The sequence below is a fragment of the Streptomyces sp. JK94 genome, assembly GCF_053613315.1.
On sequence record NZ_JBSICH010000042.1, the window covers coordinates 47,226 to 71,915 of the forward strand.

Annotated in this window: 12 protein-coding genes; 9 read left to right on the top strand and 3 right to left on the bottom strand. The window is 75.1% G+C overall.

Annotated elements, in window-relative coordinates; genetic code table 11:
* Positions 1-91: 91 nt before the first annotated feature.
* The 3 genes from ACVV2G_RS29510 to ACVV2G_RS29520 all read right to left on the bottom strand — a co-directional run bounded on the left by ACVV2G_RS29510 (position 92) and on the right by ACVV2G_RS29520 (position 8,852).
* Positions 92-2,920, bottom strand: a complete 2,829-nt coding sequence (locus ACVV2G_RS29510) for an ATP-binding protein (protein WP_453845834.1) — start codon at positions 2,918-2,920, stop codon at positions 92-94.
* Between the two features lie 4 nt (positions 2,921-2,924).
* Positions 2,925-5,894: a helix-turn-helix transcriptional regulator gene (locus ACVV2G_RS29515; RefSeq protein ID WP_453845835.1), complete on the bottom strand. Its 2,970-nt coding sequence runs from the start codon at positions 5,892-5,894 to the stop codon at positions 2,925-2,927.
* A gap of 72 nt (positions 5,895-5,966) precedes the next feature.
* Entirely contained in the window at positions 5,967-8,852 is a 2,886-nt protein-coding gene (locus ACVV2G_RS29520) for an ATP-binding protein (protein WP_453845836.1), read from the bottom strand.
* Between the two features lie 351 nt (positions 8,853-9,203).
* Between ACVV2G_RS29520 and ACVV2G_RS29525 the strand changes: the two genes are divergently transcribed.
* From ACVV2G_RS29525 to ACVV2G_RS29565, 9 genes are all read left to right on the top strand, one after another.
* On the top strand, positions 9,204-10,580 hold the full coding sequence (locus ACVV2G_RS29525; RefSeq protein ID WP_453845837.1) for a glycosyltransferase: 1,377 nt from the start codon (positions 9,204-9,206) through the stop codon (positions 10,578-10,580).
* A gap of 62 nt (positions 10,581-10,642) precedes the next feature.
* Complete coding sequence (locus ACVV2G_RS29530) at positions 10,643-11,701, top strand: DegT/DnrJ/EryC1/StrS family aminotransferase (protein WP_453845846.1); 1,059 nt, start codon at positions 10,643-10,645, stop codon at positions 11,699-11,701.
* A gap of 72 nt (positions 11,702-11,773) precedes the next feature.
* Positions 11,774-12,955, top strand: coding sequence for a cytochrome P450 (locus tag ACVV2G_RS29535; protein ID WP_453845838.1), 1,182 nt, complete (start codon positions 11,774-11,776; stop codon positions 12,953-12,955).
* 56 nt (positions 12,956-13,011) lie between these two features.
* Positions 13,012-13,206, top strand: coding sequence for a ferredoxin (locus ACVV2G_RS29540; protein WP_453845839.1), 195 nt, complete (start codon positions 13,012-13,014; stop codon positions 13,204-13,206).
* An 89-nt stretch (positions 13,207-13,295) separates the two neighbouring features.
* Positions 13,296-14,066 (top strand): thioesterase II family protein, encoded by a 771-nt coding sequence (locus ACVV2G_RS29545; RefSeq protein ID WP_453845840.1) that lies wholly within the window; start codon positions 13,296-13,298, stop codon positions 14,064-14,066.
* Between the two features lie 204 nt (positions 14,067-14,270).
* Positions 14,271-16,487: an aminodeoxychorismate synthase component I gene (gene pabB, locus ACVV2G_RS29550; RefSeq protein WP_453845841.1), complete on the top strand. Its 2,217-nt coding sequence runs from the start codon at positions 14,271-14,273 to the stop codon at positions 16,485-16,487.
* 227 nt (positions 16,488-16,714) lie between these two features.
* Positions 16,715-22,174, top strand: coding sequence for a type I polyketide synthase (locus tag ACVV2G_RS29555; protein WP_453845842.1), 5,460 nt, complete (start codon positions 16,715-16,717; stop codon positions 22,172-22,174).
* 337 nt (positions 22,175-22,511) lie between these two features.
* Entirely contained in the window at positions 22,512-23,516 is a 1,005-nt protein-coding gene (locus tag ACVV2G_RS29560) for an ATP-binding cassette domain-containing protein (RefSeq protein WP_453845843.1), read from the top strand.
* A gap of 139 nt (positions 23,517-23,655) precedes the next feature.
* Positions 23,656-24,504, top strand: a complete 849-nt coding sequence (locus ACVV2G_RS29565; protein WP_453845844.1) for an ABC transporter permease — start codon at positions 23,656-23,658, stop codon at positions 24,502-24,504.
* Positions 24,505-24,690 lie beyond the last annotated feature (186 nt).

Sequence of the window (24,690 nt, forward strand, 5' to 3'; positions counted from 1 at the left end):
CCGGCGGCCACTCGCTCGGGGAGAAAACGGAAAGGCCCGGACCCCGTCCCGGATATGCGGGGACGACGGCCCGGGCGATTTCACCGAACAGTTACCTGTGGAAACTCGCGCTTTCCGTACGGGAAACAAGAGCGATGAGTTCACGGCGTCCGGGGATGCCCAGTTTCCGGTAGGCGTGGGTGAGATGCTTTTCGATGGCGCGTGAGCTGACGCCCAGTTCGCCGGCGATCTCCTGGTTGGTCAGGCCGCGGCACGCGAGGCCCGCCACCCGCCGCTCGGTCGGGGTGAGCACGCTCTCCGGCGACACCGTGTACAGGGGTGTCCTCACGGTGCCGCGCGTGGCGCGCTCGGCCAGCTCGGGGGCGCCGCAGGCGGTCGCCAGGGTGGCTGCCTCCCGGGCCAGTGCCTCCGGCTCGGGGCCGCCGCCCAGGCGTTCGGCGAGCGAGAGCAGCGCTCGGGCGAGTTCCAGCTGGTTGGCGGAGCCGCGCAGGACGGTGACCGCCTCGCGCAGGCGGGCGGTGCCCCGCCCGCCTTCCTCCAGCCGGCCGAGCAGCCGCAGGGCCCGGCCGACACCGACCGGCGCGCCCCACTGCTCGGCGCGCGCGTACTCCTCCTCCGCCAGGACCCGGGCGGCGCGGATGTCGCCCATGCGGCGGTGGACGCTGATGGTCCACGGACGCCAGGGGAAGAGCACCGGGTTGTGCCAGCCCGCGGCCTCCATCTGACGGCCGCAGGACTGCAGTGAGTCGAGGGCTCCGGTGTGATCGCCCGCGGCGATCTCGCCGATGGCTTCCAGCAGGCGGAGCAGGCCGGTGAGGGGAAGACCCTGGGGCCGGGTCCGGTCGGCACGGCGCAGCACGCGTTCGGCGAGGGAGGGGTCGCGGGACTCCAGGGCGACGACGGCATGGGTCATGGTCGCCACCGTGCCCAGGGAGTGGTGGTCGGTCTCGGTCATGCCCAGCGCCGTCTCGGACCATTCGCGGGCCTGGGCGAGCCGGCCCCGGCCCAGGTGGACGAGGGCCTGTTCGATGTGGGCGAGCGCGTTGGCGGGGGTGGCGCGCTGCTGGTGGGCGCGGTGTTCGACGGCGAGCCAGGAGTCGACGGCCTCCACCGAGTCGGCGGCGATCATCGTGATGATCACCAGGGGGAGGGTGGAGTGGACGCGGGCGGAGGTGGCGGGTTCGCGGTCGAGGATGCGTTCCGCCAGCCGTACCACCTCGGCGGCGGGCAGCCGGCAGCTGAGGGTGACGGCGCCGAGCAGGGCGATCGTCAGCTCACGCTCCGCGCCGGTGTCCACGGGCGGTTCGGGCCCGAGTTCCTTCAGCCGTTCGGCTGCCGCGGCCAGCTCGAAGGGGTCCTCGTGGCCGCAGTGCCGCAGCCGGGCCTCCAGGCGCAGCGCGAGGTCGCGGTCGAGGCCGGTGAGCCGCGAGGCCGGACCGAGTCCCTCGGCCGCCTGGCGCAGCAGGTCGACGACGGTGAGCGAGGTGGGGCCCAGCGGGGTGGGTGAGATGCGCAGCGCGGCCAGGGCCCGGTCCCGCGGCTCGGGGAGCAGGGTCATGGCCTGGGCGATGTGCCGTTCGCAGGCCGGTGGGTCGAAGTCCCTTTCGGCGGTGCCGAGTTCGACCAGGAGGCGGGCGCGTGTGATGCCTTCGGCGGGGCTGTCCAGCAGGGCGCGCCGCAGGTAGCGGGCGGCGGTGTCGGGTGCGCCCCGGCGCAGGGCGGTGTCGGCGGCGGCGCTCAGGACGTCGACGGCCCAGGGCTGGCGTCGGGTGACGACGGCCATGAGCTGGGCGGCGACCTGCTCGGCGGGGCTGCCCGAGGCGTACAGGAGAGCGGCGGCCTCGTCGTGCAGCCGCTCGCGCTGGTCCATGGTGAGGGTGGACTCGACGGCGTCCCCGACGGCGCGGTGGGTGAAGCGCGGTTCGTGTGCGGAGGTGAGCATGCCCAGGGCGCCCAGGGCGCGCAGGGCTCCGGAGAAGCCGGCGTCGTCCAGTCCGGCCAGACGGGTCAGGGTGGCGACGTCGCCCTGTTCGCCCAGGATGGCGATGGCGGCGGCGAGGTCGCGCACCGGTGCGGGCTGGGTGCGCAGGGTGCTGGCCAGGTGTTCCCGCAGCTGGGACGGGCTGAGGCGCCGGGTCAGATCGGCGTGTTCGGCCTGCGGGCGGCGGCCGACGAGGTCGGTGCCGACCAGGGTCGACATCAGGAACAGCGGGTTACCGGCGGAGGCCTCGTGACAGGCCCGGACGAATTCCTCGTCGCCCGGTTCGCCGAAGCGGTCACGGACCAGCGTACGGGCGGCCTCCAGGCTCAGGGAGGCCGGCCTCAGCGTCTGCGTTGCCGCCTCCCGCAGCTCGCGGATCAAGGCGTGGCTGGTGCGGGGGTCGCCGTCGCGCAGCGCGCAGACGACGACGGCCCGCAGGCCGTGCAACCGCTTGGCCAGGAAGGTGAGCCAGCGCAGCGAGGGCACGTCGGACCACTGGAGGTCGTCGACGAGGACCAGCAGTCTGCTGTCGACGCTGACGTTGGCCAGCAGCGAGAAGAGTCCGTGCAGGACGGCCTCGGTGGCGGCGATCGCCTGGTCGGCGCCGGGCGAGGCGGCGTCGTCGGCCAGGACGTGCCGGGCGAAGGAGGCGTGGGCGTCCATCCAGCGGTCACGGGCGTCCTGGGGCGAGTCGCTCAGCAGGGGCTCGAAGAGCTGCCGTACGACACCGAAGGCGAAGTCCTGCTCCATGGGCGCGGCGTTGGCCCGCAGCACCCGGACGTCCTCGTGACCACCGCCGACCGCGGACAGCCGCTGCAGCAGCGCCGAGCGTCCGATGCCGAGGGGGCCGGTGACCACCACGAGGGAGGACCGTCCTTCGGCGGCGGCGCCCAGCGCGGCGTCGACGAGGGTGATCTCGGTGTTGCGTTCCAGCAGCATGGGGTCAGCCGCCCTCCGGTCCGTTTCTCAGTGCGCGCAGTTCCTCACGTCCGCGGATGCGGAGTTTGCGGTAGACGCCGCTCAGGCGCAGCTCCACCGCGCGGGTGGTCACCGACAAGGCGGTGGCGATCTCCCGGTTGCCCAGGCCGCTGGCGGCGAGGAGGGCGGTCTCGTGTTCGGCGGGGCTCAGGGCGGGCCAGCCGGCCGCCGGGCGCTGCCGGAGGTGCGGCGCCGCGCCACGCGGGGCGGGTGCGCCGGGTCCGGGTGGCCCGCCGGCCGGCGCGCGCGGGCCCTGGGGGAAGTCGCCGAGCGCGCCGGGAGCGGCACCGCCGGCCGCCGGGGCCGGGCGGGAGGTGAGGGCCAGGGCGGTTCTGCGCTCGGCCTCCGCGCTCTCCGCGGAGGCCAGTTCGAGCACGGCGCGGGTGTAGGCGGTGCGGGCGGGTGAGTCGCTGAGGGTGGTGACGGCGGCGCGGAAGTGTTCGGCACGGTTCTCCCCGATCACCACCGCCAGGCTGAGTTCCGCGCGGCCGAGGGCGCTGCGGGTGCCCCAACGGGCGGCGAGCCGTATTTCCTCGCGGGCCAGGCGCAGGGCCTCCTCGTCGTCGCCGAGCGCGTGGGCGGCCTCGGCGGCCAGGGAACGCCAGGGCAGGACCGCCGGGTTGACGCAGCCGTAGCGCAGCATCCATCGCCCGCAGGCGCGGAAGTAGGCGCGTGCCCGGTGCGGATCGTCCTCGGCACGGGCCAGCACACCGCGGGCGAAGAGCAGATAGGCGGTGGTGGCGCACTCCTCGGCGAGGAGCGGGACGGGACGGGCGGCGATCTCACGGGCCCGGTCGGCGCGGCCGTTCTGGAGGTCCGCGACCAGGTTGAGTGAGGCCCAGTAGGGGACGAACAGCGGGTGGAGCCGGGCGAGCGGAAGTTCCGCCTCGGCGGCGGCCAGGTCGCGGGCCGCCGCGTCGGGGCGGCCGTGCCGGATGTGCAGGTCGGCGCGGACGGCCAGGACGTGGGCGATGGCCACGGCGGCGCGTTGCCGGTGGGCCTCGTTGAGCAGGGTGGCGAGGTGCGCCTCGGCCTCGTCGCCGTCGTCGGTGAGGAAGAGCGCGCGGCAGGCGAACAGCCGGGGCGCCACGAGCGGCGGGCGGCCGGCGGGATCGGGCGCGAAGGCCGCCCTGGCCAGGTGGCGGGACTCCTCGAGACGGACGCCGGCCACGGCGTGTTCCCAGGCCCGCACGCCGGCGACGGCGGGGCTCTGCGAGTGCGCGGGCAGGGCGGGTGCGGGGTGGACGTCCAGGCAGGTCTCCTCGTGGCGCAGGAACCGGGCGACCCGCAGGAGGGCGATCAGCTCGTGCCGCTCGCCGACGGTGGCATCGTTGTCAGCGGAATCGGTGCGGTGGGGGTGATCGCCGGGCATGCTCCGGGACGTCGGTTTCGACGCGGTTCGTCCGGAGGTGGTCGCGGCGCCCGCGACGGTCCGGCCGTGGGGGCCCGCGGCGTCGCTCTCCCGCCTCGGCCCGGGCACGGCGTCACCGGGAGCGGGCTCCGCGGCGGGTGTGCCGGGCACGGCGGGACCGACGGGCCGGGCGAGGCGGGCGGCGCGGGTGTCGCCGCCGAGGAGGCACAGGTCGACGGCCTGGGAGCGCAGGCCCGCGCAGGCGCCGGCGGCGCGGATGAGGCCGTGCAGGCGGCGCTCGGCGGCCTCCGGGGCGGTGACCATCTGCACCGAGGCCAGCTGGAGTTCGACGCGGACGCGTTCCTCGGCCCGGAGCGGTTCGTCCAGGGCCCGGGCGAGGTAGGCGGTGGCCCGGTCGCGCCGTCCGCTGCGCAGCGCGGCGGAGAAGCCCCGGCGCAGGGTGTCCACGGCCCAGGGCGCTCCCACGGGGTGGGCCCGCAGCAGCAGTTCGGCGATGCCCTGGTCGGCCGCGGCGACCCGCTGGGCGAGCCGCGCGGCGCGGGCGTACAGGTCGGCCCGCTCGGCGGCGGGCATCTCCTCCAGGATCCGGGCCCGCACCACGGCGTCGCACCCGTACGGCGATCCGTCGCGGGTGGTGAGGAGACCGCTGGCCATGAGGGTGGCCCGCAGCCGGGCCTCGGGCACCGGATGCGGGCCGGCGAGCGTGCACACCAGCGGGAAGTCGAGCAGGTCCCCGCAGACGGCGAGCGCGCGCAGGACGTCGACGGCGACCGGGTCGCGCAGTTCGCTCAGCGCCCGTGCGGCGTGGTCGCCGACCACTTGGGCGGCCAGGTCGCACAGGTGTTCGATGTGTTCGGCGCGGGGGGCGCAGCCGGTGGTGGTGAACCGGTGGAGGACCTCGCGGACGACGGCCGGGACGCCGCGGGTGGCTTCGGCGAGTGCCTCGGTGAACCCGTCGTCGCCGTCGATGCCGCAGACCGCGCGCACGGCGGTGGCCACGCCGCTCGCCGTGAGGGGCGGCAGCGCGAGTTCGATGGTGCTGGCCAGACCGGTCAGCGGGGAGCCCACGCTCCACTCCGGCCGGTCGATGGCGGTGCCGGTGGTGCTGGTGAGCAGGGCGAGCGGAGCCCGGGGCAGGCGGCGGGCCAGGGCCTCCAGCCAGCGCAGGGAAGCCGGGTCGAGCCACTGGACGTCCTGCACCACGAGGAGGGTGGGCCGGTCCCGGCAGGCGGTGAGCAGGTGGTTGAGGCCGGGCAGTCCGCCGGGGCGCTGCGGGGCCACGAAGAGACGGGAGGCGATGTCGCGGTCCTCGGGCGCGAGGAGCTGGGCGACCACTCCGTAGCGCAGTTCGTGCTCGGCGGGGGTGGCGCGGGCCCGGAGCACGTGGACTCCCCTGCCCTTCGCCTGCCCGGCGGCCCAGCACAACAGCTCGTTCTGTCCCATGCCGGGCTCTCCCGCCACCGTGACCAGGGCGGGACGGCCGGAGCGGAGTTCACCGATCACGGCGGAGAGGACCGCTTGCTCCCGGTCACGTTCGAGCAGTGGCAGGTCAGGGGGCGCCATGCCGTGATCTTATATTTTTGCGAGACCGGTGGTTCGTGAGTCGAACGTCTTGTTTTCCCATTGACAAGATGTTCATCTGCTGTCTCCGGACCGCCCGGAAAGGACGCCGCCCGCTCGCAGGGCCGCACCCAGGTCGGCCCGCCGCTGCACCCCGAGCTTGCGGTACACGCTGGTGAGGTGGAGTTCGACGGTGCGTACGGTGACGAAGAGGGATTGCGCGACCTCCCGGTTACCGGCTCCCGAGGCGACCAGCCGGGCCACCGTGCGCTCCGAGCCCGTCAGCATGTCCAGCGCGGACGAGGTGATCTCCCGCATCCGGCCACCGGCCGCGATCAGCTCCTCCCGCGCCCGCCGGGCCAGGGCCACGCAGCCGCAGCGCCTGGCCAGCGCGACCGCCTCGCGCAGGTGCTCCCGCGCCTCCCGGTCGCGCCCGTCCTCCACCAGCGCGCGGCCCAGCATCAGCGAGGCACGGGCCTCGTGGCCGCGGGCCGGTGAGGAACGCAGCAGGTCCACCGCCTCGCGCAGCGGTTCCACCGCCGCCGCGCCCGGCGTGCTCGCGCCGCGCGCCAGGGCGGCGTACCCGAGGGCACGCCGGGTCCCCCACCGCTCGCTGCGCGCGGCGCCCCGCTCGGCGAACTCCCGCGCCTGCCCGGTGCGGCCGAGCCCGCCCAGGAGACAGGCGGCTTCCAGCCACCAGGGGGCGAGCACGGGGTTGGTGAGCCCTGTCCCCTCCAGCGAGTCGCCGCACGCCGAGAACGTCTCCAGCGCCCCGTCCAGGTCGCCGCGGGCCAGCCGCAGACGGCCCAGCGCCATCAGATACCAGGGGTACTCCCACACGAAGCGGTCGAGACCGGGGCGTTTGACCGCCGCGAGGACCTCCTCCGCGTGCCCCACCTCACCGCGTGCGACGAGGGCCGACGCGTACGCCGTGTGCGCCATGGTGGCGCTGTCCCCCCAGCGTTCGCGGCCAGTGATCTCCAGCGCCGTCTGCGCGTCCGCCGCGCAGTCCGCGAGGGCGCCGTTCTCCAGGCGGAACAGCGCCCGGGTGGACAGGGCCAGGGCGTACGTCCACACCGCGGCCTTCTCCCGGCTGCCCCGCAGCACCGCCTCCAGCGCGTCGTCGGCGGCCCGGTCCTCCTCGGCCAGGTGCAGGGCGAGCGAGGCGGGCAGCAGTGACCACGTCCCCAGCGGTGCGTCCGGGGTGCGCAGCGCACGGCGCGCCCGGCGCGCACTGTCCGCGGCGCGGCCTCCTTCGGCCGCGCAGAGCACGCTCAGCATGGCGAGCTGCTGGCGCTGGGCGGGGGTGTCGCCGGGCGGCTCGGTGGTCCGCGCGGCGCGGTGCAGGGCCTGGGGGAAGGTGGACTTCTCGTCGGAGCCGACGATGAGCAGGGCCGACTCCGCGAGCGTGCGCAGTTCCCGGTCGGCGGGGTCCGGTGCGGGTCCCAGTTCGGCGTCGAGGGCGTCCAGAGCCTCGGTGAGGAGCCGGGTGCCCTCCGTGGACCGCTGCACGCTCAGGCAGGTCAGGGCGAGCTGGATCGCCGTGGTGGTGCGGGCGCGTGCGTCGGTGGTCAGGGCGTGCGCCTCCCGCAGCAGGCTCAGCGAACGCTCCGGGTCGCTCTCCTCCAGGGCTTTCGCCAGTCGGGCCAGCAGAGCGGGGTCGTCCGGTCCGGCCTCGCGCACCCGCTGCAGGTAGCGGGCGGCTGCTTCGGGGGCGCCCCGGTGCTCGGCCTGGGCGGCCGCGGCACGCAGCACGCCGAGGACCCAGGCGTCCTTGGTCCCCGGCGCCAGCAGCAACTGGGCGGCGCTCTCCTCGGGCGGGCGTCCGATGTCGCTGAGCAGCCGGGCGGCGCGCAGGCGCAGCTCGGCCACCCGGGCCGTGCCGAGGGTGTCGAGGACCGCGGCGCCCACCAGGTCGTGGACGAGTTCGCGGCGGTCGGCCCGGACCAGCCCGGCCTGCCGCAGTACGTCCACCGCCTCCTCCACGTGCAGGACGGACAGACCGGCCAGGGCGGCGAGGTAGGCGGTGTCCTCGTCGCCGAGCACGGCCAGGGCGCGGGCCGCCCGGCCCACCCAGTCCGGCTGGTGTTCCAGTACCCGGTGCACGGAGGCGGCGACGGCCCGTCCGCCGATCTCGGCCATCCGGCGCTCCCCCGCGTCGTCGGGGCCGAGACCGGCCGCGCACAGTTCGTCCAGCAGGCGTACGACCTGCAGGGGGTTGCCGCCGGTCACGGATGCCAGACGGTCGACGAACGCGGGCCGGGCGTGCTGGGCGGGGAAGACCAGGCCGGTCAGTTCGGCCACCTGCGGGGTGTCCAGCGGCCCCAGCCGCAGCGACACGGGCAGGTGGTGGGCGACCAGGTCGGCGAGCGCGTCGCGGGCGGCGGGATCGGCCTCGGTGCGGTGGGCGGCCATCACGAGCAGCGGCAGGCCGTCGGCCCGGCGCAACAGGAAGTCCAGCCAGCGCAGGGAGCGTTCGTCGCACCAGTGGGCGTCGTCCAGGACGAGCACCAAGGGGCCGTCGGCCAGGAGGTTGGCGGTCAGCCAGTACAGGCCCTGGAGCACCGAGAAGGTGCCGCCGGGCGTGGTGTCGCCCTCCTGGGGCGTGGCGGTGAGGGCGGGCAGGGCGTGCCGGGCGCCGCCGTCCAGCAGGGCGGAGGCGCGGCCCCTGCGGCCGGTCAGGTTGAGGGGACCGAACAGGGCCCGCACCCCGCTGTAGCCGGTGGCCGCCTCCACGGCGCGGCAGGTGCCGTGGAGGGCGGTCATGTCCGCGAGGGGGCCGCCGGCGGCCAGGGCAGCGCGCAGCAGGGCGGTCTTGCCCGCCCCCGCCGGGCCGTCCAGGAGCACCAGGCGGGGCTGTCCGGCCCGGGCGGCCGCGGCGTGCTCGGCCAGGGCCTCGAGCTGCTCGGCCCGCCCGACCAGCGGCAGGACGGGATGTGCGGCGCCGGCCAGGTCGGTCACTTGCTCTCCCTCGCGTCGTACAGGGCGGATGGCGCCGTGGTCCTGGTGCGCCGGGGCCCGCGCGGCGCCGGAGCCCTGCACTCCGGCGGTGACCGGGCGCATGCCCGGCTCCTCTCCGCGCCATGCCTACGTATACGTCACATGTACGCCCCGAAGCGGCTCCGCGCCCTCCTGGGACGGGAAATCTAAGGAATTCCCCCGTCGCGGCCGTGAGATCAAGTGGTGGTGCGGTCGGCAACCCCGTGTCCCACCCCGGCCGGCCGGCCGCACGCCATCGCGTCGTCGCGCCCGTCGCACGCCTGACCGGCGGGCCGCGGCGCACCACGGCAGTCACTTCGTGAAAGGGCCCGCATGGACTCCGCCGCTCGGCCGATCCTCTTCGTCAGCCTCCCCGAGAGCGGACTGCTCAACCCGTTGCTGGTGCTGGCCGGGGAGCTGGCCCGGCGCGGCGTGCCCGGCCTGTGGTTCGCCACCGACGAGCACCGGCGCAAGGACGTGGAGGGGCTCGCCGCCGCGTCCGCTGTCTCCTTCGCCTCACTGGGCGAGGTGGTGTCCGAACTGTCCGCGGTGACCTGGGACGACGCGGTGTACCGCGAGGTCACGCAGTCCTCACGGTTCAGGGCACACCGCGCGGTGGTGCGGCAGTCGTACAAACCGGCGCTCCAGGCGCGCAAGTACCGCGAGCTGGAGCGCGTCGTGGACGAGGTGCGGCCGGCGCTCATGGTCGTGGACTGCGTGGCCGGCTTCGCGGTCGACCTGGCGCTGGCCCGGGGCATCCCGTACGTGCTCAACGTGCCGTTCGTCGCCAGCAATGTACTCACCTCGCACAACCCCTTCGGCGCCTCGTACACCCCGAAGAACTTCCCCGTCCCCAACTCGGGCCTGCCGCTGGCCATGACGACCCGTCAGAAGCTGGCCAACACGCTGTTCAAGTGGCGCACGCTCGGCATGTTCCTGCACCCGGAGATGGGCAAGGTGCTGCGCGAGGACGCGGCGATCCGCAAGGAGCTGGGCATCGCCCCGCCCAACGCGATGACGCGGGTGGACGAGGCCGCCGCCGTACTGTGCGCGTCCATCGCGGAGTTGGACTACCCCTTCGACGTCCCCGAGAAGGTGCGTCTGGTGGGAGCCGTGCTGCCGCCGCTTCCGGAGGCCCCAGACGACCGCGCGGTGGCCGAGTGGCTGGACGAGCAGACCTCGGTCGTCTACATGGGCTTCGGCACCATCACCCGTCTCACCCGCGAGGAGGTCGGGGCGCTGGTGGAAGTGGCCCGGCGGATGTCGGACACGCACCAGTTCCTGTGGAAGCTGCCGGAGGAGCAGCAGCATCTGCTGCCGCCGGCCGCGTCCCTGCCGCCGAACCTGCGGGTGGAGAACTGGGTGCCCTCGCAACTGGACGTGCTGGCCCATCCCAAGGTGTCGGTGTTCTTCTCGCACGGCGGCGGCAACGCCTACCACGAGGGCGTCTACTTCGGGAAGCCGCAGGTGGTGCGGCCGCTGTGGGTGGACTGCTTCGACCAGGCGGTCCGCGGCCACGACTTCGGCATCAGTCTGACCCTGGACAGGCCGCACACCGTCGACCCGGACGACGTGGTGGACAAGCTGACCCGGGTCACGTCCGAACCGTCCTTCCGCGAGCGGGCCGAGCGACTGGGCGGGTTGCAGAAGGCGGCCGGCGGCCGCACGGCCGCGGCCGATGCCGTGCTCGGCCTGCTCACCGCGGCATGAGCCGCCCGGCACGCCGGCCGCATCCCGTCGAACCCCAGCCCAGCGACAGCAGCGAGGACCGCATGGCCTTCACCCACCCCGTCTCCCAACCCTGCTTGACCGGCCGTGAACTGGAGTACGTCACCGACGCCGTGTCCGGCGGCTGGATCTCCTCCCAAGGGCCGTACGTCCGACGCTTCGAGGAGGCCTTCGCCGCCTGGAACGGCGTGGCGCACGGCGTCGCCTGCTCCTCCGGCACCGCCGCCCTCACCCTCGCGCTGCGCGCGCTGGGCATCGGCCCGGGCGACGAGGTGATCGTGCCGGAGTTCACGATGATCGCCTCGGCATGGGCCGTCACCTACACCGGTGCCACTCCCGTCTTCGTCGACTGCGCGGACGACCTGAACATCGACGTCGCCCGCGTCGAGGAGAAGATCACCCCGCGTACCCGGGCGATCATGCCGGTGCACGTCTACGGGCGGCGCTGCGACATGGACACGATCATGGACATCGCCCACCAGTACAACCTGCGGGTGGTGGAGGACTCCGCCGAGGCGCACGGAGTGCGCCCGGTGGGGGACATCGCCTGCTTCTCGCTGTTCGCCAACAAGATCATCACGGCCGGCGAGGGCGGCGTCTGCCTCACCGACGACCCCCGGCTCGCCCAGCAGCTCGGCCACCTGCGGGCGATGGCCTTCACCCGCGACCACAGCTTCCTGCACAAGAAGCTGGCCTACAACCACCGCATGACCGCCATGCAGGGCGCCGTGGCACTGGCCCAGGTCGAGCGCCTGGACGACATCCTGGCCGCACGCCGGGAGATCGAGGCCCGCTACGACGCCGCCCTCGGGGACGTCCCCGGCCTCACGCTGATGCCGCCGCGCGACGTGCTGTGGATGTACGACCTGCGCGCCGAGCGCCGCGAGGAACTGCGCGCCCACCTCGACGCGCGCGGCGTGGAGACCCGGCTGTTCTTCAAGCCGATGAGCCGGCAGCCCGGCTACCTGGACCCGGTGTGGCCGACGCTCAACGCCCACCGCTTCAGCGAGGACGGCCTGTACCTGCCCACCCACACCGGGCTCACCGCCGCCGACCAGGAGTACATCGCCGGGGCCGTCCGGGAGTTCTACACCTCCGGCTGACCGGCCCGCCCGCGCCGCCCGCCCGACGCGGGCGCGGCACCGCGACCGCACGACGAGAAACGAGGAGCGGACATGACGACCAGCACCGGCCCCACGGTGGTCGGCTTCCCCCTGCGCACACCCGAGGAACCGCTGCCGCTGTCCCAGTACGCCGGCCACCGCCGGCACAGCGGCCTGGTGCAGTCCCACCTGCCCAACGGGGCACCGATCTGGCTGGTCACCCGGCACGAGGACGTGCGCGCGGTGCTCACCCACCCGAAGATCAGCGCCAACCCCGACAACGAGGGCTTCCCCAACGTCGGCGAGACGATGGGCGTGCCCAAGCAGGACCAGATCCCCGGCTGGTTCGTGGGTCTGGACTCCCCCGAGCACGACCGCTTCCGCAAGGTCCTCATCCCCGAGTTCACGGTGCGCCGCGTGCGCGAACTGCGCCCCGCCGTCGAACGGATCGTGGACGAGCGCATCGACGCGATGCTGGCCGGCGGCACCACCGCGGACCTGATCAACGACTTCGCGCTGCCGGTGCCGTCCCTGGTGATCTCCTCCCTCCTCGGCGTGCCGCCGGCCGACCGGGACTTCTTCGAGTCCCGCACCCGCACCCTGGTCGCCATCCGCACCTCGACCGACGAACAGCGCGCCACCGCCACCCGCCAGCTCCTGCGCTACATCAACCGCCTGATCGCCATCAAGGACAAGTGGCGCGGCGACGACCTGATCAGCCGCCTGCTGTCGACGGGGCAGCTCAGCCACGAGGAACTCTCCGGCGTCCTGCTGCTCCTGCTGATCGCCGGGCACGAGACCACCGCCAACAACATCGGGCTCGGTGTGGTCACCCTGCTCTCCCACCCGCAGTGGGCCGGTGACGAGCGGGCCGTGGAGGAGCTGCTGCGGCTGCACTCGGTGGCCGACATGGTGGCGCTGCGCGTCGCGGTGGACGACGTGGAGATCGCGGGCCAGTTGATCCGCAAGGGCGAAGGCATCGTCCCGCTGCTGGCCGCCGCCAACCACGACACCGAGGTCTTCGGCTGCCCGCACGCCTTCGACCCCGAGCGGTCCGAGCGGCGGCACGTGGCCTTCGGCTACGGCGTCCACCAGTGCCTGGGCCAGAACCTGGTCCGGGTCGAGATGGACGTCGCCTACCGCAGGCTGTTCGAGCGCGTCCCCACCCTGGAGCTGGCCGTCCCGCTGGAGGAGCTGGCCTTCAAGTACGACGGGATCCTGTTCGGACTGCACGAGCTGCCGGTGCGCTGGTAGCCGCCGGTACCGCCCCCGCGGCCACCCCCGCCCTTCCACCGAGGAGCCAAACGATCATGCGTGTCACCGTCGACAGCGAACGGTGCATCGGCGCCGGCCAGTGCGTGCTCAACGCCCCCGCCGTCTTCGACCAGGACGACGACGGCGTCGTGGTCCTGCTGCACGAGGAGCCCGGCGCCCAGGACGTGGACGCGGTCCACGAGGCGGGCGACCTGTGCCCGTCGGGCTCGATCACCGTCCACGAGGACTGACCCCCGGCCGACGGCGCCGCCGGGCCCGGACCACCCGAGCAGGAACACCGGAACCACCAGAGCAAGAACATCGGAAGGACGGACACACCGTGACCACCGCTGAGGACACCCGGGCCCTGTGGCTGCGGCGCTACCACCCGGCCGGCGCCGACGCCGTCCGGCTGGTCTGCTTCCCGCACGCCGGCGGCTCCGCCAGCTTCTACCACCCGGTCTCGGCGCGCTTCGCGCCGAAGGCCGAGGTCCTCTCACTGCAGTACCCCGGCCGTCAGGACCGGCGCAGGGAACCCTGCGTGAGCGATCTCGGCACCCTGGCCGACCTGATCGCCGAGCAGCTCCTCGCCCTGGACGAGAGGCCGACGGTGTTCTTCGGGCACAGCATGGGCGCCGCCCTCGCCTTCGAGACGGCCTGGCGCCTGGAGCAGCGGGACGCCGGCCCGCACACCGTCCTCGCCTCCGGCCGCCGGGCCCCCTCCACCACCCGCGCCGAGGAGGTCCACCTGCGCGACGACGACGGGATCGTCGCCGAGATGAAGCGGCTGAACGGCACCGCCGCCGGCGTCCTCGGCGACGAGGAGATCCTGCGCATGGCGCTGCCCGCGCTGCGCGGCGACTACCGCGCCATCGAGACCTACTCCTGCCCCGCCGACCGCCGGGTGCGCTGCGCCCTGACCGTCCTCACCGGACGGGACGACCCGCTGACCACGGTCGCGGAGGCCGAACGCTGGCAGGAGCACACCACGGGGCCGTTCCGGCTGCAGGTCTTCGACGGCGGCCACTTCTTCCTCACCCAGCACCTGGCGGCGGTCCAGGCCGAGATCGGCCGCGCCCTCGACGCGGTCCCACCCGCCACCGCTTCCTGAGCGCCCCGCCCGGACGAGGGGTGGGCCACCGCCCGGGCCGGTGCTGGAGCCGTGACCGGTGTACGCCCGTCGGTGCCGTGCCCGGGTCCGCTCACCGCAGCCGTGGCCGACGCATCACCGGAGAGCCCGCACACGGCCGGACGGCGGTCCCGTCCGTCGCCCTTCACGTCACTTTCCGCTCCCGCGCCCCCGGACAAGGACACCATGCGCACACTTCTCGTCGACAACTACGACTCCTTCACGTACAACCTCTTCCACTACCTGTCCCGGGTCAACGGGCGGGAACCGGAGGTCATCCGCAACGACGATCCGGCCTGGCGGCCCGGACTGCTCGACGCGTTCGACAACGTGGTGCTCTCCCCCGGCCCCGGCACCCCGCACCGGCCCGCCGACTTCGGCCTGTGCGCCACCATCGCCGAGGAGGCCCGGCTGCCGGTGCTCGGCGTCTGCCTGGGCCACCAGGGCCTGGCGCTCGCCCACGGCGCGCGGGTGGGCCGCGCGCCCGAGCCACGCCACGGCCGGACGTCCGCGGTACGGCACGACGGCACCGGCCTCTTCGAGGGGCTGCCGTTCCCGCTGGAGGTCGTGCGCTACCACTCCCTGGCGGTGACCGACCTGCCGCCGGAACTCGAGGCCACCGCCTGGTCACCGGACGGGGTGCTGATGGCGCTGCGCCACCGCACGCTGCCGCTGTGGGGCGTGCAGTTCCACCCGGAGTCGATCGGCACCCGGGAGGGACACCGCCTCCTCGGCAACTTCCGCCGGCTCACCGAGCGCCACCACGCGTCCGGGAGCGGGGGCGCCCGCCCGGCCGGCCCCGCTCCCGCCGGCGACACGCCGGCTCCCGCCGCGCCCGCTCCGGCCGCGCGGCGTGCCGCGGACGCGCCCGGCGCCGTCCGGCGGCTGCGGGTGCTCGCCGAGCAGCTGCCGGCGCGCTGGGACCCGGAGGTCGCCTTCGACACCCTGTTCCGCACCGGCGAGCACCCCTTCTGGCTGGACAGCAGCCGTCCCGGCGGCCGCCTGGGGCAGCTGTCGGTGATGGGGAACGCCTCGGGCCCCCTCGCCCGGATCGCCCGGGCCGACGTACAGGCCGGCACCGTGACGGTCACCGCCGACGGCACCACTCGCACGGTCGCCGGTCCCTTCCTGTCCTGGCTGGAGAACGACCTGGCGGGGCTGCGCACCGAAGTGCCCGAGCTGCCCTTCGAGTTCGCCCTGGGCTGGGTGGGCTGCCTGGGCTACGAACTCAAGGCCGAGTGCGGTGGCGACGCCGCCCACCGCTCCCCCGACCCCGACGCCGTCCTCGTCTTCGCCGACCGCGCCCTGGTCCACGACCACCGCACCGACACCGGTTACCTGCTCGCGTTGGCCGAGGACGGCGACGAGGACGCCGCGCGCGCCTGGCTCGCCGGTGCCGCCGCGGCCCTGCACGGCATCGCCGGGCGGCCGCCGGCGCCGTGCCCCGCGGCGCCGGAGTGCACCGCGGGGCCCGTGGAGCTGCGGCACGACCGGGGCGCCTACCTCAAGATGATCGACGTCTGCCAGCAGGAGATCGCCGCCGGCGAGACCTACGAGGTCTGCCTGACCAACATGGCCGAGGTCGACACCGATCTCGACCCCTGGCAGGCCTACCGGGCCCTGCGCCGGGTCAGCGCCGCGCCCTTCGCCGCGTACCTGCACTTCGGCCCGCTGGCGGTGCTCAGCAGCTCCCCGGAGCGATTCCTGCGCATCGACCGGCACGGCGCCATGGAGTCCAAGCCGATCAAGGGCACGCGGCCACGCGGCGCCACCCCCGAGGAGGACGCCCGCCTCGTCGAGGACCTGGCCACCTCCGAGAAGGACCGCGCCGAGAACCTGATGATCGTCGACCTGGTCCGGCACGACCTGGGGCGGTGCGCCGAGGTCGGCTCGGTCGTCGCCGACCCGGTGTTCCAGGTGGAGACCTACGCGACGGTGCACCAGCTCGTCAGTACCGTCCGGGCCCGGCTGCGCCCGGGCACCAGCCCGGTGGCCGCGGTGCGGGCCGCCTTCCCCGGCGGGTCGATGACCGGCGCCCCGAAGATCCGCACCATGCAGGTCATCGACCGTCTCGAGGGCGGGCCGCGCGGCGTGTACTCGGGCGCGATCGGCTACTTCTCGCTGACCGGCGCGGTGGACCTGTCCATCGTCATACGCACCCTGGTGCTCAGCGGCGGCCGGCTGCGCTACGGCGTCGGCGGCGCCGTCATCGCGCTGTCCGACCCGGCGGCCGAGTTCGAGGAGACGGCGGTCAAGGCCACCCCGGTGCTCCGACTGCTCGGTGCCCGCTTCCCCGGCCGCGAGGCATCCGGCGGGGGCCCCGGCCGGCCCGCCGCCCGCGTCCCCGCGGCGGCCCCCGAACCGCCGCCCGCGGCCCGGCCGGAGTCCGCCCTCACCCGCTGACCGCGACGGGAGCCGTCCCCGCCCCTGTCCGGCTCCCGTCCCGCCGCACCCGCGGACCGCGTAGGCCTCGCCGGCGACTTCGACGACTTCTTCACGGGGGTCCAGCACCCGCACCCGCACCCGCACCCGCACCCGCACCCGCGGGATCTCTAGGGAAAACCCGGACCGCTCGGCAAGAGCCTTGAGCCGATCCCCGTACGACGGCGACGCTCGACATCCCGGGAGTGATGGTGCCCGTCCACGCACACGACTACGAGACCGATCCGCCCGGCGCCACCGGCCGGTCGCTGGACGGGCTGACCCTGCCGGAGGTGTTCGCCGCGGCGGTGCGCCGCGGCGGCGACGCCACGGCCCTGCTCGACGGGGAGCGGGCCCGGACCTGGGACGCCTGGCGGACCGAGGTGGACGCGCTGGCGCGCGGTCTGCAGGAGGCGGGGATCGCGCCCGGTGACGTGGTGGCCCTGCACCTGCCCAACAGCTGGGAGTACCTGACGCTGCACCTGGCCGCCGCCGAGGTCGGGGCCGTCACCCTGCCCGTGCACCAGGGCAACGCCGCCGCCGACGTACGGGCCCTGCTGGAGCGGGTCGGCCCGGCCGCCCTCGTCCTGCCGCCTCGCACCCAGGAGGGCGACGGGCCGCTGGCCGCGGCGACGCTGCGCGAGGCACTGCCCGCACTGCGCGCCGTGCTGGTCACCGGCGACACGGCCGCCCCCGGCACACGGACCGTGACCGGGCTGCTGGAGCGGTTCTCCGGACAGCGGCCCCACCCCGTCGAGGTGCGTCCCGAGTCGCCGTTCCTGCTGCTGCCGTCCTCCGGCACCACCTCGGCGCGGCCCAAGATCTGTGTGCACTCCCACGACGGGCTGCTCACCAACTCCCGCGCCGCGACCGAGGATTCGGCCGACGCCTACGCCGGTACGCTGCTGACCGCGTGCCCGCTGACCCACTGCTTCGGCCTGCAGTCGGCCTACTCGGCGCTGTTCCGCGCGGGCCGCCAGGTGCTCCTCGACACCTGGGACGTCGACCGGTTCTTCGAACTGGCCCGGCGGGAGCGCCCGACCGTGGTGGTCGCGGTACCCGCCCAACTGCACGACGTGGTCTCCCGGGCCGCGGACCTCCCCGACGGCGCGGGCTTCCGCCCCGACCGGGTCCTCACCGCGGGGGCCGCCCTCCCCCCGGCGCTGGTGCGCTCGGTGCGCGACGCCCTGGACACGTCGCTGGTGGTGGTGTGGGGCATGTCGGAGGCCGGCAACGGCACCAGCAGCCTGGCCGGGGACCCGCCGGACGTGGCCTCCCGCAGCGTGGGCCGGCCCACGCGGGACGCCGAGATGCGTGTCCTGGACGAGGACGGCCGCCCGTGCCCGCCCGGTGAGCCGGGAGAACTGCACTACCGCAGTCCCAGCATGTTCCGCGGCTACCTCGGCGAGCCCGAGCTGACCGGGCGGGCGGTGTCGCGGGACGGCTGGCTGCGCACCGGCGACCTGGCCTCGATCGGTGAGGACGGACTGGTCGTCTTCCACGGCCGGTCCGCCGAACTGATCAACGTGGGCGGCCGGAAGTTCAACGCGGTGGAGGTCCAGGCGCTCCTCGCCGACCTGCCCGGCATCGGTCCGCTCGCCGTCGTCGCCAAGCCGGACCCGCGGCTGGGCGAGTACCCGGTCCTCGTGGTCACCGAGCGCCCGGCGAAGGGCGGGGGCCCGGGGGGCGCGGGTGCTTCGGACGGCACCCAGGCTTCGGGCGACATCGGTAAGGCGGACGATGCCGGTGAGGCGGGTGCCGCCGCTGTTCCGGGCGGCACCGTCGGGCTCGGCGAGGCCACGGCGTTCCTGCGCGGCCTGGGCGTCGCGGAGTACAAGATTCCGCTGGAGCTCGTGGTGCTGCCCGAACTGCCCCGCACCCCCGCCGGGAAGATCAACCGGCTGGCGCTGGAACGGCTCCTCGCCGAGGCCGCCGCGCGTCCGGCGCCCCTGCCGGCCGACGCGGCACGCCCCGACCTGCGCACCGCTCTCGACCTGGTCATCGCCTCGGTCGCCGACGTCACCGCCGCGTCCGGCACGGACGAGGACGGCGGTACGCCGCCGGCGCCCATCGGCCCGGACACCACGTTCCGCGCCCACGGGCTGGACTCGGTCGCCTCGGTGCGGCTGCGCAACGCGCTGGCCGAGGCCACCGGTCTGCCGCTGCCCGCGGGCCTCGCCTTCGACTTCCCCACTCCCGCCGCCCTGGCCCGCGAACTGGCCGGACTGGAACAGCCCCGCGAGGCGGCCCGCCCGACGGGACCGAACGGCACCGCGGGCGGTGACGGCGAACCCGTCGCGATCGTCTCCATGGCCTGCCGCCTGCCCGGCGGCGCGAACTCCCCCGAAGCTTTGTGGGAGTTGCTGCGCGAGGGCACCGACGCCGTGACCGGCTTCCCCGAGGACCGGGGCTGGGACCTGGACGCCCTCTTCGGCGACGACCCCGACGCCCCCGGCACCTCCGTGGCCCGCGAGGGCGGCTTCCTGCACGACGCGGCCCACTTCGACGCCGGGTTCTTCCAGATGTCCGCCCGGGAGGCCCTCGCCACCGATCCGCAGCAGCGACTCCTGCTGGAGACCGCCTGGGAGGCCGTGGAGCGCGCCCGGATCGACGCCGCGACGCTGCGCGGCAGCCGCACCGGCGTGTTCACCGGCGCGATGTACCACGACTACGCCGCGGGGGCGGCCGACGCGGCCGGTGACCTGGAGAGCCTGCTGCCGGTGGGCACCGCGGGGGGCGCGCTGTCCGGTCGTATCGCCTACGCCCTCGGCCTGAACGGGCCGGCGCTCACCGTGGACACGGCCTGCTCGTCCTCCCTGGTCGCCCTGCACCTGGCCTGCCGCTCCCTGCGGACCGGGGAGTCGGACCTGGCGCTGGCCGGCGGGGTCGCCGTGATGGCGACCCCGGCCGCCTTCACCGGCTTCTCCCGGTTGCGGGGCCTGTCGCCGGACGGCCGCTGCAAGTCCTTCGGCGAGGGTGCCGACGGCGCGGCCTGGTCCGAGGGCGCGGGCCTGCTGCTGCTGGAGCGGCTGTCCGACGCCCGCCGCAACGGCCACCCCGTCCTCGCCGTGATCCAGGGCTCCGCCGTCAACCAGGACGGCGCGAGCAACGGCCTCACCGCGCCCAACGGCCCCGCCCAGCGCCGGGTCGTCCGTCAGGCCCTGGCCGACGCCGGAGTGAGCGCCGGCGAGGTGGACGCGGTCGAGGCGCACGGCACCGGCACCGCCCTGGGCGACCCCATCGAGGCGGAGGCCCTGCTGGACGCCTACGGGCAGGACCGGCCGCAGGGACGGCCGTTGTGGCTGGGCTCCGTCAAGTCGAACCTGGGGCACACCCAGGCCGCCGCCGGCGCCGCCGCCGTGATCAAGATGGTGCTGGCCCTGCGGCACGGCCTGCTCCCGCGCACCCTGCACGCGGACACCCCGACCTCGCGGGTGGACTGGGACCGGGGCGCCGTACGGCTGCTGTCCGAGGCCCGGCCCTGGCCCCGAGAGGACGGCAGGCCGCGCCGTGCCGGGGTCTCCTCCTTCGGCATCAGCGGGACCAACGCCCACCTGATTCTCGCCGAGCCCCCGGATCCGGAGCCGGTTGCGGACCCGGTCCCGGACACGGGCCCCGCGCGGGAGGCGGGCGACGGCCTCGCGCGGGAGGCGGGCGACGGCCTCGCGCGGGAGGCGGGCGACGGCACGGCCCCCGACGGCTTCGCCCACCCGGCCGCCGTGCCGTGGCTGGTGTCGGCGAAGGACGGGGACGCGCTGCGCGGGCAGGCCCGGCGGCTGGCCGCCCACGCCGCCGCGCATCCCGAGGTGTCCGGCCGGGACATCGCCTACTCCCTGCTCACCACGCGTACGCTGCACTCGCGCGCGGCCGTGCTGACCGGCGCCGACCGGGACGGGCTCCGGGCCGCCGCGGAGGCGTTCGCCCGCGGGGAGTCCCCCGGGAGCGCCGTCGACGGCCCGACGGGCGGCACGGCGCAGGCGACGTTCGTCTTCACCGGGCAGGGCAGCCAGCGGCCGGGGATGGGCCGCGGGCTCGCCGCCGCCTTCCCCGTCTTCGACGCCGCCCTGCGCGAGGTGTGCGCCCTCCTCGATCCGCTGCTGGAGCGGCCCCTGACCGAGGTCATGTGGGCCGACCCGGACAGCGGGGAGGCCGCTGCGCTCGACGGCACCGGATACGCCCAGCCCGCGCTGTTCGCCTTCGAGGTGGCCCTGTACCGGCTGCTGGAGTCCTGGGGTGTCGTCCCCGGCCGGCTGGTGGGGCACTCGGTGGGCGAGATCGCCGCCGCCCACGTGGCGGGCGTGCTGTCGCTGGGGGACGCCTGCACCCTGGTCGCGGCGCGCGGCCGGCTGATGCAGGCGCTGCCACCCGGCGGGACCATGGTCGCGGTGGGCTGCTCCGAGGCCGAGGTGCTGCCCCTGCTCGCGAACCGTACCGACGAGGTCGCCGTCGCCGCCGTCAACGGGCCCCGCTCCGTGGTCCTGTCCGGTGCGCGGGAGCCCCTGTCGGAGCTGACCGCCGAGCTGTCCGCCGCCGGGCACAGGACGCGGCCCCTCGCGGTCAGCCACGCCTTCCACTCGCCGCTGATGGAGCCGATGCTCGCCGGGTTCCGCGAGACGGTCGCCGGGTTGTCCTTCCACGCGCCCACCGTCCCCCTCGTCTCCTGCGTCACCGGCCGGCCGCTCACCGCCGAGGAGGCCCGCGACCCGGACCACTGGGTACGCCACGTGCGGGACACGGTGCGGTTCGCCGACGCGGTCGGCCGGCCGGGCGGGGAGCGCACCGCCGTCCACGTCGAGCTGGGTCCGGAGGCCGCGCTCACCCCGATGGTCCTGGAGTGCCTGGGCGAGGGGGAGGCGACCGCCGCTCCCGCGGTGGAGCCGACGCTGCGCGGCGGGGGCGGCGAGGAGGAGGCGGCTGCCCTGCTGACCGCCGCCGTACGCCTGCACGCGGTCGGTCTGCCGGTGGACTGGCGAGCGGTCCTGCCCGGGGCGCGGGCGGTGGACCTGCCCACCTACGCGTTCCAGCACGAGGCGTACTGGCTGGCCTCGGTGCCCTCCACGGCGGTGGCCGTGGGGCTGCCGGCGGCGGGCGTCCCCGCCGGGGACGCCCGGGGGGAGCTGGCGGGACGGTTGGCCGCCCTGACCGAGGACGAGGCCGAGGCCCTGGTCGCGGAGCTGGTGCGGGGCGAACTGGCGGCCGTGGTGGGCGGACTCCCCGCGGACGCCGGGGCGGACGCGGCCTTCACCGACCTCGGTGTCACCTCCGTGACCGCCGTGGAACTGCGCAACCGCCTGACCGCCGCCACCGGCGTGCGGCTGCCTCCGACCCTGGTCTTCGACCACCCCTCCCCCGCCGCGGTGGCCCGCCTCGTGTGCGAGGAGCTTCGGCCCTCCCGTCCGCGGCGGCCCCGGGACGCCGCTTCCCTCGTGGACGAGCTGGAGGCGCTGCTCGTCTCCGGCGCCGCCCTCGACACCGGCACGGGGGCCCGGCTGCGGGCCCTGGCCGGCCGCTGGGGCCCGGCCCGGAACGGAACGACGGCCCGCGCCGCCGGTCCGCTGGACCTGGATTCCGCGTCCGACGAGGAGCTGTTCCGTCTCATGGACGACGCCGGTCTCCGTGAAGACGCCGGGGGCGGGTCGGCCGGCGTCGCTGCCGACGGCACCCGGTGACCGCTTCCCTCCGGCCTCGCGCCCTGGGCGGAGCCCCGTCCAGCGCAGGCGCGGACACGCGCACGGGCACGGGCATCGGCAGGGGCACCGGCACACCCTCTGCCCGAAACGGCGGCCGGTGCGCCCGTTCGGGCACGGCGCGCGGGCCGTCGACCGCCAAGGACGCACGGACCGGCGTCCGTGCACGCCCGCGGCGGGGCCCGGTTCCGCCCGCCGCGCGGGCACCGGACGTGTACCCGGCCGGCCCCCGGCCGAGCGGCCGACCCGCGCGCAACCTCCTCCGTTTTCCACCGACCGCCCTTCACCCGGCGCGGACCCACCAGCGGGAGCACACTTCATGAACGGGACCGTCACGCCCCTCGCCGCCCGGTCCGGGCCGGCCGGTGGGTCCGGTGACCTGATGATCGAGGCCGACGGCGTCACCAAGTCCTTCGGTCCGGTCCAGGCCCTGCACTCGGTGAGCGTCAGCGCGCCCCGGGGCACGGTCCTGGGACTGCTCGGCCACAACGGCGCCGGGAAGACCACCCTGGTCAACATCCTCACGACGGCGCTGCCGCTCACCTCGGGGCGGGCCACCGTCGCCGGGTACGACGTGGCCCGCGAGCCCGTCGAGATCCGCCGGCGCATCGGACTCACCGGGCAGTTCGCCTCCGTGGACGGGCAGCTCAGCGGACGCGACAACCTCATGCTGATCGCCCGGCTCCTCGGCGCGGGGCGGCGGGCGGCCCGGGCACGCGCCGACGAACTCCTGGAGCTGTTCCGGCTGACCGAGGTCGCCGACCGGCGCGCGAGCGGCTACTCCGGCGGTCTGCGGCGCCGCCTCGACCTGGCCGTGTCACTGGTCGGAGCGCCCGCGGTGCTCTTCCTCGACGAGCCGACCACCGGCCTGGACCCGTCCAGCCGGCTCAACCTGTGGGAGGTCGTCGAGGGCCTGGTCGAGCAGGGCACCACGGTGCTGCTGACCACGCAGTACCTGGAGGAGGCCGACCGGCTGGCGGACTCCATCGTGGTGCTGTCCGCCGGCCGGGTCGTCGCCGCGGGGACCGCCGCGGAACTGAAGGCGACCGTCGGCCGCCGTACGGTCACCCTGGCCCTGGAGACCGGCGAGGACCGGAACGCGGCGGGCACGGCACTGCGCGGCGCGGGCTTCACCCCGGTGGTCGGCGAGGAGGACCCCCGCGCCGTCGTCGTCCCGATCGACGCCACCCGGGAGATCGCCGAGGTCGTCCGGGCCCTGGACCAGGTGGGCGTCGAGGCCACCGAGCTGACCTTCGGCGAGCCCACCCTGGACGACGTGTACCTGGCGCTCGCCGAGCAGTCCGCGTCCCGCGCCCCGGCGTGAGACCCCCGGTCCCCGGAGGCCCCGGAACCCCCCGAGGCCCCGGAGAGGGCCCGGACGACCTAGTACATCCGCCACCCGACCACCCGCGACACGATCCCGCGGGCGGAACCGCCGCCCGACGTCTTCTGTGGAGGACCCCGTGACCACTCAGCTGCCCCCGGCCCCCCGTCCGGCCGTGCCCCGGACCACGGCCGGCACGGCGCCCGTGTTCGGGGGGACCTCGCTCCTCACCCAGATACGGATCCTGACCGGTCGCTCGCTGCGGGCCATGGTGACCGACCCCGGCATCGTCCTCTTCGGCCTGATCCAGCCGGTGGTCATCCTGTTCGTCCTGACCCAGGTGTTCAGCAAGATGGGCATGCCGCCGCACTTCCCGGACGGCGTCAGCTACCTCGACTACGTGCTGCCGGCGATCCTGGTGGACAACGCCGCCCAGTCCGCGATGCAGTCCGGCGTGGGTCTCGTGGAGGACCAGAAGAACGGCATGGTCGCGCGGCTGAGGTCGCTCCCCGTGCACCCCGGGGCGCTGCCGGCCGCGCGCAGCCTGGTCGGGCTGGTGCGCGCCACCGTGCAGGTGCTGATCATCATGGTGCTGGCGATCACCGTACTCGGGTACTCCCCCAACGGCGGCGCGGCCGAGCTGGCGCTCTCCGCCGGCCTGACGGTCTTCATCAGCTTCTCGCTGGGCTGGGCGTTCATCGCGGCGGGTGCCTGGCTGCGGCGGGCCGAGCCGCTCCAGAACCTCGCCCTGATCGTGATCTTCCCCTTGATGTTCGCCTCCAGCGCGTACGTCCCCGTCGCCGACCTGCCCGACTGGCTGGCCGCGGTGGCCGCGGTCAACCCCCTGACGTACGCCATCGACGCCAGCCGCGCGCTCGCCCTGGACGTGCCCGGCCTGGACCACGCGATCCCGTCCGTGCTGATCAGCGCGGCGATCGCCCTGATCGGCATGGTCGCCGCCCTGCGCGGCTTCCGCCGGCCCCTCTGACCCCCCGCACGTAATCCCCCGGAGTGCGGGCAAGGCGAAGGCCCGCGGACGCACACCCCCGCGTCCGCGGGCCTTCGCCTTGCCGTCCCCGGCCCGCGGCTCCGCCCGCCCTCCCGGTGCTCGCGTCCGACGGGTCGAACCGTCCCGTCGTCCGTTGCCCGCGTCGGGCACGCGGTCCGCCCGAAC

Coding starts and splice junctions, on each gene's coding strand:
- ACVV2G_RS29510 (WP_453845834.1), bottom strand. CDS start 2,920: ATGCTGCTGGAACGCAACACCGAGATCACCCTCGTCGACGCCGCGCTG.
- ACVV2G_RS29515 (WP_453845835.1), bottom strand. CDS start 5,894: ATGGCGCCCCCTGACCTGCCACTGCTCGAACGTGACCGGGAGCAAGCG.
- ACVV2G_RS29525 (WP_453845837.1), top strand. CDS start 9,204: ATGGACTCCGCCGCTCGGCCGATCCTCTTCGTCAGCCTCCCCGAGAGC.
- ACVV2G_RS29530 (WP_453845846.1), top strand. CDS start 10,643: ATGGCCTTCACCCACCCCGTCTCCCAACCCTGCTTGACCGGCCGTGAA.
- ACVV2G_RS29535 (WP_453845838.1), top strand. CDS start 11,774: ATGACGACCAGCACCGGCCCCACGGTGGTCGGCTTCCCCCTGCGCACA.
- ACVV2G_RS29540 (WP_453845839.1), top strand. CDS start 13,012: ATGCGTGTCACCGTCGACAGCGAACGGTGCATCGGCGCCGGCCAGTGC.
- pabB (WP_453845841.1), top strand. CDS start 14,271: ATGCGCACACTTCTCGTCGACAACTACGACTCCTTCACGTACAACCTC.
- ACVV2G_RS29555 (WP_453845842.1), top strand. CDS start 16,715: ATGGTGCCCGTCCACGCACACGACTACGAGACCGATCCGCCCGGCGCC.
- ACVV2G_RS29560 (WP_453845843.1), top strand. CDS start 22,512: ATGAACGGGACCGTCACGCCCCTCGCCGCCCGGTCCGGGCCGGCCGGT.